The sequence below is a fragment of the Lacticaseibacillus saniviri JCM 17471 = DSM 24301 genome, assembly GCF_001311785.1.
Taxonomy (GTDB): domain Bacteria; phylum Bacillota; class Bacilli; order Lactobacillales; family Lactobacillaceae; genus Lacticaseibacillus; species Lacticaseibacillus saniviri.
Window position 1 is genome coordinate 191,173 of the sequence record NZ_BBBX01000001.1, and the last position, 15,232, is coordinate 206,404.

Genomic DNA, 15,232 nt, shown 5'->3' on the forward strand with positions numbered 1-15,232 from the left:
TGAGCCTATCGTTTCAGGTAGTCAATCGCATCCTGGAGTGTTTTGACGGGAACGATCTTCATTTTGGTGTGAAGGGTCGCCGCCGCTTTTTTGCATCATCGTAATTATTCACATAGGTCGGATCGATTTTTTGATGGCCTTTGTTGCCGGTTGATTGGGGGCAAAGAAAATCGTTGCGCCCTTCGCATCCGCCGCGGCCACCTTCTTATCGATGCCGCCAATTTGACCCACGGTACCGTCCAATGCCATCGTGCCGGTGCCAGCAATCATTCGGCCGGCACGCAGGTTCGGTTCACTGATGGTGGTATAAACCTGCAGCGCAAACATCAAACCTGCACTCGGGCCGCCGATGTCACCCGCGTCAATACTGACCTTAGGCTTCGTCGTGACCTGCGTGTTCTCCGTCAACGTGATACCGATGCCCGCTTTCTTAGTCCCGGGCAACCGAATCAATTTGGCCGTCTCGTGTTTAACCTGCCCCTTGTGTTTATAGGTGATAGCTAGCTGACTCCCCACGCTGCGCTTCTTGATGGCATTGACATAGTCATCCGCAGATTGATACGTTTTGCCATTCAGCGCCGTGATGGTATCGCCGACAGCGAGCTGCTTGAAGGGAGAATTGGCCAGTTTGGACAAGACATAGATGCCTTCATGATTCACCGTGACTGGTTTGTGCGCCTGCTTAAAGGCAGCACCAATCGCGTTATTCGCCGCACTCTCGATGTAATACTTTTGCAATTGGTTATAGGTGGCGGTATTATCATCGCCCATCAATTCTTGCTTTGAGATCTGGTCAGTGAAGGGACGAAAATGACCCCAGACTAGCATTGCGGGACTGGCGGGTCCCACAATGCCGACTGTCATCAACAGGTACTGGCCAGCTGCTTTGTCGGTTTTGCCCGTCACTGTCACCAGTGGCTTGAGGTTGTCCGCACCACCTGGTTCTTCAAGATATTGGTTGGTGGGAAACAGGAAGAAACCCATAACCGCCACAATCAATACCGTAATCAGACTGAAGCGAACAACCCGCCTACGCTTCATGGTTGCCCCCAAGCCGCTGCTTGAGTGCTTGAACAACAGCAGGTGGTACCAATGCCGAAACATCACCGCCGAATGTGGCCACTTCCTTAATCATGCTGGAGGAGACCGACAGATAAGCCGGATCAGCCAGCAAGAACACCGTCTCAATCGATTGATCTAAGACCGCATTGACCCGCGCAATATCTGCCTCATAAGCCAGATCATTGGCATTACGCAGACCGCGAATGATGAATTTGGCATCCATTTCGTGGGCAAAATCAACGGTGAGTTTACCAGCTTGCGCCACCACGCTGACATTGGGCAAATCAGCTGTTGCCGCTTCAATCAAGGCCACACGCTCATTGCTACTGAACAACGGCTTTTTGGCAGTATTTGTCATCACGGCCACGATCACCTTGTCAAACAGTTGACTAGCCCGCTGAACGGTATCCAGATGGCCATTGGTCATCGGATCAAAACTACCAGGAAACAACGCTATTTTTGCCATCTTTATTCACCCTCGTCCGCTTCCAAAATCAAAACTTGAGCCACACCGTAAGTCTGGTGTCGGCGCTTCACAAATCCCGGAATGGTTTCTGGATAGTCGACATCTAATCCTGTTTCTAACATCACAACGCCATCCGGTGCTAACAAATGCATTTCAGCAAACACCTGCAGTTGGGCCAGCACTTCTTGCTTGGCATAAGGTGGGTCCAACATGATGAGATCAAATTGTTTGCCCTCATCTGCGAACTGCTGCAGCGCAATCGCCACTGGTTGCTTCAAAATCGTGAATTTGTCCGCTTCTTTTGTCAGTTCGACATTCTGCTTGATGGTTTTGATGGCTGCATACTGCTTGTCGACAAGCGTTGCATGATCCATGCCGCGGGAGACCGCTTCGATGCCTAATGCGCCCGTTCCCGCGTACAGATCAAGCGCCTGCCCACCGTCAAAATAGGGACCGAGCATATTAAACATTGATTCTTTGACTTTATCCGCTGTGGGCCGCGTTTGATTACCAGGAACCGGAATCAGACGGCGACCACGATAATTACCACTAATCACCCGCATCTGTTTGGTCCTCACTTTCACCGAGTTCGCCGATTCGGGCGCCAAAATTCATATCTAGGTCGGGCCTGTACGAGACTTCGACCCGCTTCACAAAGCGTAATTTCTTTAGCTTCGCGCTGGTTGCTTCGATTTGGTCACGATCCATATAAAGATAAACGTACTTCATTTTTTAGACACATAAATCACCGTGCCGTAATGACGCAGTTGCTTCAATTGCTTGAGTGAATACACCCAGACAACGAGCCCCTGGCGTTCCGTTGGTTCAAACATTAGTTCACCTCTGATTCAGCGACTGGTTTGAAAATTGCGAGTAGCTGTTGACTCGCCACCAGTTCGCCAGCTTCGACATACAGATGGGTTAATCGGCCCGTGAATGGCGCGTGAACCGTGGTTTCCATCTTCATAGCCTCGGTTGTAAATAACACGTCACCGGCCTTCACCACTTGATCCACACTGGCTTGAATGGTCAAAATCCGGCCTGCCATGGGTGCCCCGATCTGATCACTTGCTGTGGGTTCAGCGAGCTGAACGGTCGCATCGTGATGTTGATAATGCGCATCGGTGACTTGGAGCTCACGTTTTTGGCCGTTGACCGTGAAATACAGGGTGCGTTTGCCCTGTGCGTCCGGTTCACCGATCGTATCGAGACGCATGATTAATGATTGGCCCGCCTTCAGTTGCACCTGAACCGTCTCGCCTAGGCGCATGCCTTGGAAATAGGTTGGCGAATCCAACACTGTCACCGGCCCGAATTGATCCTGTTGCTGGCGATAGGTCCGATACACATCGGGATACAAGATGGCACTCAACACGTCTTCCATGGTTGGATTATCAAGGCCTGATTCAATCAATTGTTGTTTGATGGCCTCGAAATCAACGGCGGGTGCCAGCGCCCCAGGACGATCTATCAGCGGTGTTTGGCCCTTTAAGACCAGTTGTTGAAGTGCCTTAGGGAAGCCCGCGGCGGGTTGCCCCAAATCGCCCTTGAAGAACGCCACGACAGATTCTGGAAAATCAATGGTTTCGCCCTGTGCCATCACCTGTTCGGGTGTGAGCGCGTTTTGCACCATGAATAAGGCCATATCACCGACAACCTTGGATGATGGCGTCACCTTGACGATGTCGCCAAACATCTCGTTAACCGTCGCATACATTTTCTTGACCGCATTAAAATCTGTGATGCCCAAGCCCTTAGCTTGTTGTTGCAAGTTGCTGTATTGACCGCCTGGCATTTGAATGCGATAGATTTCCGTCAAGGGACTCGTAATCTGGTTGCCAAAGTCAGCGTAATAAGGCCGAATCGCTTGGAAATACTGATCGATGTGTTCGGCCGCTTCGATATCGAGTTCTGGCTGCCGCGCGTGATCACTCAGCGCGTAGTACAGACTCTCCATGCTGGGTTGACTGGTTGTACCAGAAAAACTGGATTGTGCGACATCGACAATATCGACACCGGCATCGATGGCACGCAGATACGTGCTGATGCCATTCCCCGTTGTGTCGTGGGTGTGCAAATGAACCGGCACGTCCACGGCATCCTTCAAACTCGCCACCAGACGATAAGCCGCCTCTGGCTTGAGAAGACCTGCCATATCCTTGATGGCCAACATATCGGCGCCAGCATCGACCAGTGACTTGGCCAAGTCAACATAGTATTGCAGGCTGTATTGGGGATGGCTATCCGTCAGAATATCACCGGTGTAGCACAATGTGCCTTCCGCAATCTTACCCGTCTGCTTCACGGCGTCAATACTGTGGGTCAGTTGTGGCACCCAGTTCAGACTGTCAAAAATCCGGAACACATCAATCCCAGCATCAGCGGCCGAGATGATGAATTGCTTAATCACGTTATCGGGATAGTTCTGATAGCCGACCGCGTTGCTTCCACGAAAGAGCATCTGGAGCAGCGTGTTTGGCATGGCCTGGCGCAGTTGTTTCAATCGCTGCCATGGATCTTCATTCAAGAAGCGGTAGGCCACATCAAATGTTGCCCCACCCCACATCTCGCTAGAAAAAGGTGTGGTAATCCGGCCGCCATCTCCGGCGCAATTTTGAGCATGTCATGGGTCCGCATGCGCGTGGCAAAAAGGCTTTGGTGCGCATCACGGAATGTGGTGTCCGTCAGCAGCACACGATCCTGTTGCTTCACCCAATCGGTCACGGCTTGAGCACCTTGCTGCTGGAGCAACTGTGGCAGACTGTCGGCTTTCTTAGCCTGCGTCGCCAGTGGCCGATAATGGTCATCAGCATAATACTTTGGTCGTGATGGTCCAATCCTGGAAAACCATTGACGGTGATATCCCCGATGTATTGCAACAGTTGCGTCGAAGCACTCGCCTGCTGCTTGATGTTGAACAATTCAGGCGTGGTATCTAAGAATGTCGTCATTGCGGCACCACTATCAAAGACGGGTGACTGCAAGACATTCTCTAAGAAACGCAAGTTCGTTTTGACGCCAGTGATGCGGAATTCGTGCAATACCCGCAGCATCTTGTGAATTGCGGCGTCAAAATCGACACCGTGCACGCTGGCTTTAACCAGTAAGGAATCAAAGAACGGACTGACAACAGCACCGGCATACGCGTTACCGACATCGAGCCGCACGCCAAAGCCACCTGGAGACCGATATGTCCCAATTGTGCCGGTATCTGGCATGAAATTGTTGCTGGGATCTTCCGTCGTGATGCGACACTGAATGGCCGCACCCTGATATTCAATCTGATCTTGATGTGGGAACTTGATATCGGCAAAGAGGTCTTCACCAGCAGCGACACGCAATTGGGTCTGCACGATATCTAATCCGGTAATCAGCTCGGTGATGGTGTGTTCCACTTGCACCCGAGGATTGACCTCGATGAAATAGAATTGGCCGTCTTCCACCAAGAATTCAACTGTCCCCGCGTTTCATAGTGCACGTGCGCCATCAGCTTGACAGCCGCGTCGCAAATCTCAGCGCGTAAGGCTTCAGGTAAGCCGACAGCGGGGGCAATTTCAATCACCTTTTGATTGCGACGTTGAACCGAACAGTCGCGTTCAAACAAGTGCACCAGGTGATCGTGCTGATCCCCCATTACCTGCACTTCGATGTGTTTTGCGGCCTTAATATATTTTTCAACGTACATGCGATCGTCACCAAAGCTCTGTTTCGCCTCGCTGACCGCATTTGGGTACACCGCCTCGAGTTCTTCAGCAGAGTGCACAATACGCATCCCACGGCCGCCGCCACCACTCGCCGACTTCAACATCACTGGAAAACCGTGTTCTTGGGTAAAAGCCCGGATCTCATCAAAGTCACGGGTGGGTTCCGGTGTGCCCGGAATTGTCTGCAGTCCGGCCTGGTGTGCTGCTTCTTTGGCCGCGACCTTATCACCAAACATATCGAGCAATTCGGGCCGCGGACCAACAAAGGTCAACCCCGCAGCCGCTACTTTACGCGCAAATTCTGCATTTTCAGACAGCAGCCCATACCCCGGGTGGATGGCATCGGCACCACTCTCTTTTGCGATGCGGATAATGTCGTCCATATCGAGATAGGCCGCAATTGGTGCCTTACCAGCACCGACTTGATAACTCTCTTGAGCCTTGAAGCGATGAATGGATAATTCATCTTCAGCGGCATAAATACCAACGGTTTTGAGTCCGAGCTCTTCACTGGCCCGAAAAATTCGAATCGCAATTTCGCCACGATTGGCAACTAATACTTTATGCATGACGTTCCTCCTGCTTGAGTTTGGTTTCAGCGGCACTGATGTTGAGCATAATCCCCATTGCCATCGCTAATATCAGCAGACTGGAGCCCCCATAACTGATGAATGGCAGTGTCACCCCGGTTACCGGTAGGACGCCCAGAACAGCACCGATATTGAAGCTGGCCTGTATGAACATCATCGTGGCGATCCCATAAGCAATTAAGCTATGATACGCATTTTTACTGCGAATCCCGATCAAGAGAATGCGCAAAATTAAGAAGAAGATCAGGCCAACAACAACTAGTGCGCCGATGACGCCTAATTCTTCGGTGATGATGGCCAAAATAAAGTCGGTGTATGGCTCAGGCAAGTAGCCCAGTTTCTGCGTACTGTTACCCAGACCGACCCCAAAGAGGCCACCGTGATTAATCGCATAGAACGAATTTACGATTTGGTTCCCTTCACGCGCTTTCCACGCAAATGGATGCATGACGGCCACCAAACGGCGAAATTGATAATACTTTTCAAGACTTGGGAAACGGACATTCGCAATAATGAAGTAACCAACACTGACAATGAAGGCACCGATGCCGCTCATTTTTAAGCCCCAACTCGAGGCAATCCCGGAGCTTGCGACCATCACAAAAGTAATGATGGAAAGAATCATCATCCCCCCGGTATCAGGTTGCAACAGCACGAGCAAAATCATGCCCCCAACGAGAATGATCGGTTGCCGCAGCTTTTTGAGACTATTCTCCCCTTCCAGCAATTGAGCCTGCCGATTGGTAAACATGTGTGCGAGATATAAAATCAACACCAATTTAGCCAATTCTGACGGCTGCAAATTGAATGGGCCGATGGGAATCCACGCGGAAGCCCCGTTAATCGTGGTTTCTGGATGAACATGACTCAAAACAACCAGATAGATCAGCAAGATGTAAGTCACAGCAAGCTGAGCGCCTGGACCCACGGCACGCGGAAAATAGCGAGCCTCAAGTGGAAAAAGATGAAAGTCAGAAATAATCCGACAACAATAAAGGCTGCTTGTTTCACCAAGATGCCTGTTTCTGCCATCCCTAACTGGTTTTTGATCCAATAGGCACTGGCGGAATACACCATGACCAAACCGATGGCCAGCAAAACGAGATATGGGACAAGCAAGTAGTAATCTAGATAGCGAATTTTCTTCACGCGGATCGTCCTTTCATCCATGAAGTTAACAGGTTTCATTATAGCATATGTGACTTATCGCACCGCGGCCAACCGCCAAGTCTGTCCAAAATTTATCTGAAATAAAAAAAGAAGCTGATCCAAATTCGCAATGGAATTTGAATCAACTTCTTTTGATTAGCGCAAACGCAGACGATTAGTCCTTGTTAGCAGCAATCTTCTTGCGTTTTGCCGCTTTTTGACGTTCGTTTGTATCAAGAATCTTCTTACGTAACCGGATGTTTTCAGGCGTTACTTCACAGTATTCGTCATCATTCAAGAATTCAATCGATTCTTCAAGGGTTAAGTGCTTAGGGGTCTTAATCGCAGCCGCGTGGTCCTTACCAGAAGCACGGGTGTTGGTTAAGTTCTTACCCTTTGTGGCGTTAACCGCAATGTCGTTTTCACGTGAATTTTGACCCACGATCATGCCTTCATACACTTCGGTACCGGCGTCAATGAATAATTGACCACGATCTTCGATGCTTTGAAGGCTGTATGTGGTAGCAGAACCAGCATTGATTGAAACCAAGGCACCGTTTTGACGGCCTGGTTCCCAGTTCTTAATCACTGGCATGTACTTTTCGAAGGTGTGGTTCATGATCCCGTAACCACCAGTAGCGGAAAGGAATTCAGTTGAGTAACCGATCAGACCACGGGCAGGTGCTAAGAAGGATAAACGAGTTTGGCCGTTACCTTCATTTTCCATGTTCTGCATTTCACCCTTACGTTGTGACATCGCATCGATAACAGTCCCGGTGTATTCTTCAGGTGTGTCGATTTGAACCATTTCGAATGGTTCCATCAATACGCCATCGATTTCGCGGTAGATAACTTCTGGACGGCCTAATTGTAATTCAAAGCCTTCACGACGCATCTCTTCAACTAAGATGGACAAGTGTAATTCACCACGACCGGAAACCAGCCATGCACCAGCCTGATCCGTATCTTCAACACGTAAAGAAACGTCAGTCTGTAATTGTGACTTCAAACGATCTTCAAGCTTACGGGCAGTCACGTTCTTACCTTCGCGACCAGCAAATGGGCTATCATTAGCCGCAAAAAGCATCTGCAAGGTAGGTTCGTCGATACGCAGCACTGGTAATGCTTCTGGTGTGTCAGCAGCAGCAACAGTTTCCCCAACGAAGATGTCATCCATCCCGGAAACGGCGATCAAATCACCGGCAGTCGCTTCGTTGATTTCAACCCGGTTCAAACCGAAGAAACCAAACAACTTGGTGACACGGAAGTTCTTGGCTGTGCCGTCGAGCTTCAGAACAGAAACGTTATCCCCAATCTTGATCTTACCGCGGAAGACACGGCCAATCCCGATACGACCAACATAGTCGTTGTAGTCCAACATGGACACTTGGAATTGAAGTGGTTCGTCGGAATTGTCGATTGGTGCAGGAATAGTTTCAACAATGGTCTTGAACAATGGATCCATTGTGTGCTTTTGTTCAGCAGGATCGGATTCCATGCTTGAAGTCCCGTTGATCGCAGATGCATACACAACTGGGAATTCGAGTTGAGAATCGTCAGCGCCTAATTCGATGAAGAGTTCAAGCACTTCATCAACAACTTCTTCAGGACGTGCACCTGGACGGTCAATCTTGTTGATGACAACGATTGGCACAAGGTGTTGTTCGAGCGCCTTTTTAAGGACGAAACGAGTCTGTGGCATGGTCCCTTCATAGGCATCCACAACCAGTAAAACCCCGTCAACCATCTTCATGATACGTTCAACTTCACCACCGAAGTCAGCATGTCCTGGGGTATCCAAGATGTTGATTGTGGTGTCGCCGTATTTAACAGCAGTGTTCTTAGAAAGAATCGTAATTCCGCGTTCTTTTTCGATGGCATTTGTATCCATCGCCCGATCTTGGAGGTTAATATGTTCATCTAAGGTATCAGATTGTTTGAGCATTTCATTAACCAGAGTTGTTTTACCATGGTCAACGTGGGCAATAATCGCAATATTTCGAATATCGTCGCGTGTTTTCAATTTGTCTACTTCCTTTCAGTGTGAAAAGCTTATCACAATAAAACGCTGCGCCATTTGATGGCACAGTATTCGATTAGAAATTATAACACAAGATTTTCAAAGTGTCTCTATTTTCAGAAAATCCGTTTAATTTGTTGCGGCATCATTCATCATTGTCATGATGGTTTGATGTGCCTGAGGGGTTGCGGCCACTACGATTCCCGGTGTTAACAGGTCGAGTTGGCTGCCGTCTGGGCGACTAAAAATAACGCCTGCATGCCCCAAAATTGCTAGCGCTGCGGCCACGTCCCAAGGTTGCAGGTAAGAGATATACCCGATTAATGCACCCTGGGCGATATCCGCGAAGGTCATGCCGGCACTACCGATCATCCGCACACCGGAACTCGCCATGCCAATATCGGCAACAGCGAGGCGATTGTGCGCATGCATGGGCCCATTCAACCCAATCAAGCCTGCAGCGAGCGGTTCGTCAGCTAACGCGGGCAAGCGTGTGTCATTGGCGCGCATGGCAAACCCGTGACCACCAGCAATAATGGTGTCATGCATCACATCCATGATGGCCCCATAAACGGGCTTGCCATCAACATAGACACCAATCATGATCGCAAAATAATTGTGTTCCTTCACAAAATTCATCGTGCCATCGATGGGATCGACGAAAAATACCAGGCCGTCCAACGACTTTGTTTTTGATCCTTGCCCTCTTCGCCTTCGATGCGAGCATCGGGATAGGCAGCCTGAATCTGCCCGATGAGAAACTGTTGATTGGTGCGGTCGACATTCGTCACTAAGTCATTGCGATTCGACTTTGTTGCGACGGTCAACGGATCGTTCATCAATGCCAGCACGCGTTGCCGACTGGTCTTTAACCATGTCGTCACGTTTTGATGCAAGCGCTCAATGTTGATCATTTGGCATCCTCACAATCTTTTGTCCGTGTTAGCGGCTTGTTTCATCACGCGATAGAGGGAATACCCTGAAAGCTCACTGAACTGGCGATCGAGTTGCCGTTCAGTGCCTTTGTCGGGTACCACCTGCTTAAAACCGCGATAGGCTGCCATCAGATTCACCCGGTCGACACCGCGTTCATACGCGTCCTCCACGAGTTGGTAAAAATGTCGTCACCGCAATCATTTCGTCTTTTGTCCAGTCAAAAATCTAGCGGGTACTGGTAATTTGGGACCATGCTAACTCTCCTTTGTTTCAATTTGGCGCACTTGAAGCTGTAACGCCGTCAATATTTCACTCAATGCACTTTCTTCGGCTTCTGAACCCTTGATGGCCGCAACACTCGAAATGCCGGCCTCATTCAACAGCACGGGGCCCGCATAAGCGATGTCACTATCACCGATTAACTGTGTCAGTGGCGCAAATAACGGCTTATCACCGCTAGTAGCCAGCAACACCCGTTCAACCAATTGAGGCATCACAAACATCGGTGATTGTTGACTAAAAGTCATCAACTGATCCGTGGCCTGTGACAAGAATGTGTTGGCCATATCGCGCAGATTCAACAGACTCAATAATGGAATCGAGGCCACATAAGCGCGACTCCAGCCCGCAACAAAATCCGTCCGTGTGCCGACCACATAACTTGTCACCACATCTTGGGGAACAGACAGTTGCTCGGCGATGGCCTGTTGCAGCTGAATGCTCAACCCATACGTGCCAACACCGAAGACACTGGCCTTAGGTAAACCTGAGAAGCGTTGGGCAAAGTAAGTGAGAACGGCATCATCATGGGTTGCAATCAACATCTTGCCCGCAAACCCATTAGCCATTGCCTCATTGATCACTTTACGCATCGCATCCAAGCTTTGATCGAGGTAATCCGCCTCAGTCACCTGTGCGTAGTCCGTTAAGACTAACACATCCGCGCCGGCCAATGCTTTCAAATTCCCCCGAACAAAAGAATTGCGATTGATCTGACTGAGTGCTGTCAAGCCGTCTAAGTCGATGACCAGTGGATCCGGTTCATAGATGGCCACTTGAAGCGGCTGTGCGCTTCTAATCAACTGTGCAGCGACCGCCTGTGTCACCGGTTGATGCCCAAAAACCACAACTTTTTGCATACTTTCTCCCCCAAATCTCTAGCTTTGATTGTAGCGAATCCCCTTGATAAACACAAAATATTTTTCTTTAGGGCCTTCAACCCAACAAAATAGAGGGATCGCAACCGCATGGCGCAATCCCTCTATTTTAGTGTGTTCATTGGTACCCGCTAGACTAAATATTGATTGGTAAGCCCAATGCCACTTCAGCATCATCCATGATGGCTTCACTCAATGTTGGATGGGGGTGAATGGTCAACGCGAGATCTTCAGCATTCATCCCGGATTCAACCGCAAGTGTCAACTCAGAAATCAGATCTGATGCACCAGGACCGGCGACTTGCGCCCCAATAATCGTATTGTCAGCATTCGTCACAATCCGGACAAAGCCATCGGTGTTAGCAAGGCTCAAAGCGCGACCATTCGCAGCAAATGGGAACTTGGATGCCTTAGCATCAATCCCCTGATCCTTGGCTTCCTTAACGGTCATTCCCGTTGTCGCGAGTTCGGGATCGGTATAGCAGACAGCAGGCATGGCCTTATAGTCGACTGCACTGGCTTTACCGCTGATTGCCTCAGCCGCAATTTTACCTTCATAGCTGGCCTTGTGCGCTAACGCAGCGCCGGCCACGACATCACCAATCGCATAAATGTTCGGCTTGTTTGTGCGGCCTTGATTATCGACCTTGATCAAACCACGATCGGTCATTTCAACACCGGCAATTTCTAGGCCCATATCATTGGTGTTTGGCCGCCGACCAACCGTGACCATCACATCGTCGGCCTTGATGGTCTGTTCTTTACCATCAACCGTGTAGGTGACTTCGACGCCGCCATCGACTGGCTTAGAATCCTTTGCCATCGCATTGGTAATGACATCGATATTGCGACTCTTAAAGGATTTCAAAACAAGTTGAACCATGTCTTTTTCGAAGTTTGGCAGAATGGAGTCCGTGCCTTCAAGAATCGTCACGTGCGCACCCAAGTTCGCATAGGCGCTCGCGAGTTCAGAACCGATGTAGCCACCGCCGATGACGATGAATTCCTTTGGTACAGTCTTCAGGTTCAGACCACCCGTGGAATCCAAAACATGGTCGCCAAACTTGAAGCCAGGGATCTCAATTGGCCGACTCCCGGTCGCAATAATCAAGTTGTTAAAGTTATACGTTTGGGCAGAATCTTTCTGCATCACCCGCAGACTGTGATCGTCCTTTAAGAAGGCATCACCCATGATGGCATCAATTTTGTGCTTCTTGAACAGCATGGATACCCCACCGGTCAGTTTTTCAACGACCTGATGCTGTTTCCAGTCCTGTGTGACACCAAAATCGAGCGTTGCGCCCTTGGATTGAACCCCAAAGACACTACCATCGAGCGCTTCTTGGTAGCGATGGCCGGCAGAGATCAATGCCTTAGATGGGATACAACCCACGTTCAAACATACCCCACCGATAAATTCCCGTTCAATGACGGTCACTTTTGGCCCATTTCCGCTGCACGAATGGCAGCCACGTAACCACCGGGGCCAGAACCGATGACAACGGTATCTAAATCAATTGCGAAATCTCCGACAACCATGTTTATCCCTCCATCAACAGCAGATCAGGATCTGCCAACAAGCGTTTCATTGCGTTCAATGCACTCTGAGCCAAAGCGCCATCGATCAACCGATGATCGTAAGAAAGCGATAACTTCAGCATGTTCCCGACGACGATCTCACCAGCTTCATTGACGTATGGTTCCTTCGCAATTTTACCGACACCCAAAATTGCCACTTCAGGTTGGTTGATGACTGGTGTGAACCAGCCGCCACCGATTGAGCCGACATTACTGATGGTCATGGAGCCACCTGTCATTTCTTTAGCAGACAGCTTGCCATCGTAGGCCTTTTGTGCGTTATCGCTGATTTCCTTGGCGATTTGGAACACGGATTTTGCATCTGCATTCTTGATCACTGGGACGTATAACCCGTGATCGGTGTTGGTGGCAATTCCGACATTGAAGTAATGCTTGTAGACAATTTCATCCGTTGAATCATCAATCGATGCGTTGAGTTCAGGGAAGTCACGCAGGACGGAGACCACTGCCTTCACCACGTATGGCAAGAAGGTCAACTTGATGCCTTTATCCGCAGCCACTTCCTTGTACTTTTGCGGTGAACCATCATGGCGGAGACTTCAACTTCATCAAAACTCGTCACGTGTGGTGATGTCTGCTTAGAGTTCAACATCGCCTTTGCAATGGCTTTACGTGTTGGGCTCATCTTCTCACGCGTTTCAAGATCAGCGACGTCTGCAGCTGGTACATACGGTGCCACTGGTTTTGGTGCTGGCGCAGCAGGTGCGGCAGGTGCAGCGGTTGGTGTTGCTTGTTGGGCAGCGCTTGGTGCTGCGGCAGGTGCGCCTTGCTTGAAGGCGTCGATATCCTCACGGGTGATTCGACCGTGCTTGCCGGTAGCTGGTACCTGTGAAATATCCACGCCTTGTTCACGGGCATATTGCCGAACGGAAGGCATGGCCAGAATTTCACGATTAGGATCACTGACGGCAACGACACCGCTTGTTCCAGGTGCTGGTGCGGCCGCTTCCGTTGCTGCTGGAGCAGCCGGTGCTGCAGCAGATGTGGCGTCATTGTGGCCAGGGGCATCGATTTCTACCAACACTTGACCCACTGTTGCTGTTTCACCTTCAGCCACCAACACATTGACCACTTTACCGGTCACTGGCGATGGAATTTCTTCGACAGACTTATCATTTTGAACTTCAAGCAAGGTGTCATCTTCGTTGATGGTGTCGCCAGGCTTGACGAACCACTTGACGATCTCGCCTTCCGCAATCCCTTCACCGATGTCAGGGAGTTTGAACTGATAAACCGCTGCTGCGGCAGGGGTACTTGCAGGCACAGGTGTTGCCGGTGCTGCTGGTGCAGCCGCTTCTGTTGCCGCGGGAGCACCCGTGCCATCGTCAATTTGGACTAAGGTTTGGCCAACTGTCGCCGTTTCACCTTCTGGTACCAAAACGTTTAATACTTTCCCTGTAATGGGTGATGGAATTTCTTCAACAGATTTATCATTTTGAACTTCAAGTAAGGTGTCATCTTCATTGATGGTGTCGCCAGGTTTGACGAACCACTTGACGATCTCACCTTCTGCAATCCCTTCACCAATGTCGGGGAGTTTGAATTCATAAGCCATGGGTATCCTTCTTTCTCTTAGAAATTGATGGTGTCGCGCACTTTAGCTTCAACATCTGTCGCATTTGGTAACCAGGTGGTTTCGGCCTGACCAAATGGGAAAGGTGTATCAGGGGCGGCAACTAAGCCGATTGGTGCTTCCAATGAAAGGACGGCGCGTTGTGAAATCTCACTGATGACACTGGCACCGACGCCACCCATCCGCTGTGCTTCTTGGACAACAACGACGCGATGGGTCTTCTTAACGGAATCAACCAAGGTTTGCACATCAAGTGGGGCAATGGTGCGTAAGTCAATCACTTCAACGTCAATGTTGTCTTTGGCCAATGCATCTGCGGCTTTCAGACTTTCACGCACCATGGCACCGTAAGTAATCACAGTGATGTCTTTACCTTCACGTGTCACACTGGCCTTATCTAAAGGCACTTCATACGCTTCATCAGGTACTTCATCACGGAATGAACGATACAACTTCATATGTTCCAGATACAAGATTGGGTCATTGCTTCTGATGGCACTGATCAACAAGCCCTTGGCATCGTATGGGTTACTTGGAACAACCACGCGCATACCTGGGAATTGGGCAACCAAGCCTTCAAAATTATCACTGTGCATTTCAGGGGTGTGCACACCACCACCAATGGTGCCCGGATGGTGATTGGCATTTGGCGTGTGCCGCCCATCTTGTAGCGCATCCGTGACATTTGACCACCGATACTGTCCATCACTTCAAAGATAAACCCATAGAATTGAATTTCTGGAATGGGCCGCCAGCCGGTCAATGCCAGACCGATGGCCAGGCCGCCGATCCCGGATTCGGCTAAAGGCGTGTCAAAAACACGATCCTCACCGTGCTTCTTTTGCAAGCCATCAGTTGCCCGGAACACGCCACCATTTTACCAACGTCTTCCCCGAATACTAATGTCTTGTCATCGTTTGCCAGTTCAAGGTCAAGCGCATCTGTGATCGCTTGAATCATCGTTTTTTGACTCATC

General features: G+C 49.8%; 6 protein-coding genes and 8 pseudogenes. All 14 read right to left on the reverse strand.

Translation table 11 applies throughout. From position 1 onward, the window contains the following. Nucleotides 1–5: 5 nt before the first annotated feature. Nucleotides 6–1,041: pseudogene (locus JCM17471_RS00930) on the reverse strand (SepM family pheromone-processing serine protease). Beyond that, complete coding sequence (gene coaD, locus JCM17471_RS00935) at nucleotides 1,031–1,528, reverse strand: pantetheine-phosphate adenylyltransferase (protein WP_054776491.1); 498 nt, start codon at nucleotides 1,526–1,528, stop codon at nucleotides 1,031–1,033. The pseudogene JCM17471_RS00930 and the gene coaD overlap by 11 nt, the downstream one beginning before the upstream one ends. Nucleotides 1,529–1,530: 2 nt before the next feature. Continuing rightward, nucleotides 1,531–2,091 carry a 16S rRNA (guanine(966)-N(2))-methyltransferase RsmD gene (gene rsmD, locus JCM17471_RS00940; protein WP_054776492.1) on the reverse strand — a complete coding sequence of 187 codons (561 nt, stop codon included), beginning with the start codon at nucleotides 2,089–2,091 and terminating at the stop codon, nucleotides 1,531–1,533. Next, nucleotides 2,078–2,361 (reverse strand): annotated as a pseudogene (locus JCM17471_RS00945) (YlbG family protein). The gene rsmD and the pseudogene JCM17471_RS00945 overlap by 14 nt, the downstream one beginning before the upstream one ends. Next, nucleotides 2,361–5,801: pseudogene (locus JCM17471_RS00950) on the reverse strand (pyruvate carboxylase). Before JCM17471_RS00950 ends, JCM17471_RS00945 begins: the two co-directional pseudogenes overlap by 1 nt. Beyond that, complete coding sequence (locus JCM17471_RS00955) at nucleotides 5,794–6,726, reverse strand: FtsW/RodA/SpoVE family cell cycle protein (protein ID WP_225354049.1); 933 nt, start codon at nucleotides 6,724–6,726, stop codon at nucleotides 5,794–5,796. The pseudogene JCM17471_RS00950 and the gene JCM17471_RS00955 overlap by 8 nt, the downstream one beginning before the upstream one ends. Further along, nucleotides 6,723–6,971 carry a hypothetical protein gene (locus JCM17471_RS14750; RefSeq protein ID WP_225354050.1) on the reverse strand — a complete coding sequence of 83 codons (249 nt, stop codon included), beginning with the start codon at nucleotides 6,969–6,971 and terminating at the stop codon, nucleotides 6,723–6,725. Before JCM17471_RS14750 ends, JCM17471_RS00955 begins: the two co-directional genes overlap by 4 nt. A 175-nt stretch (nucleotides 6,972–7,146) precedes the next feature. Then, nucleotides 7,147–8,994 (reverse strand): translational GTPase TypA, encoded by a 1,848-nt coding sequence (typA, locus tag JCM17471_RS00960; protein ID WP_054776493.1) that lies wholly within the window; start codon nucleotides 8,992–8,994, stop codon nucleotides 7,147–7,149. Nucleotides 8,995–9,120: 126 nt separating this feature from the next. Continuing rightward, nucleotides 9,121–9,905: pseudogene (locus JCM17471_RS00965) on the reverse strand (inositol monophosphatase family protein). A gap of 9 nt (nucleotides 9,906–9,914) precedes the next feature. Continuing rightward, nucleotides 9,915–10,180: pseudogene (locus tag JCM17471_RS00970) on the reverse strand (UPF0223 family protein). A 1-nt stretch (nucleotide 10,181) separates the two neighbouring features. Next, entirely contained in the window at nucleotides 10,182–11,066 is an 885-nt protein-coding gene (locus JCM17471_RS00975; RefSeq protein ID WP_054776494.1) for a Rossmann-fold NAD(P)-binding domain-containing protein, read from the reverse strand. 154 nt (nucleotides 11,067–11,220) lie between these two features. Beyond that, nucleotides 11,221–12,623, reverse strand: a pseudogene (gene lpdA, locus JCM17471_RS00980) (dihydrolipoyl dehydrogenase). Nucleotides 12,624–12,625: 2 nt separating this feature from the next. Beyond that, nucleotides 12,626–14,238 (reverse strand): annotated as a pseudogene (locus tag JCM17471_RS00985) (dihydrolipoyllysine-residue acetyltransferase). 17 nt (nucleotides 14,239–14,255) lie between these two features. Further along, nucleotides 14,256–15,231 (reverse strand): annotated as a pseudogene (locus JCM17471_RS00990) (alpha-ketoacid dehydrogenase subunit beta). Nucleotide 15,232 lies beyond the last annotated feature (1 nt).

What these genes read in the sequence shown, in the direction of transcription:
- coaD (WP_054776491.1), bottom strand. Translation starts at nt 1,528, where the DNA reads ATGGCAAAAATAGCGTTGTTTCCTGGTAGTTTTGATCCGATGACCAAT.
- rsmD (WP_054776492.1), bottom strand. Translation starts at nt 2,091, where the DNA reads ATGCGGGTGATTAGTGGTAATTATCGTGGTCGCCGTCTGATTCCGGTT.
- JCM17471_RS00975 (WP_054776494.1), bottom strand. Translation starts at nt 11,066, where the DNA reads ATGCAAAAAGTTGTGGTTTTTGGGCATCAACCGGTGACACAGGCGGTC.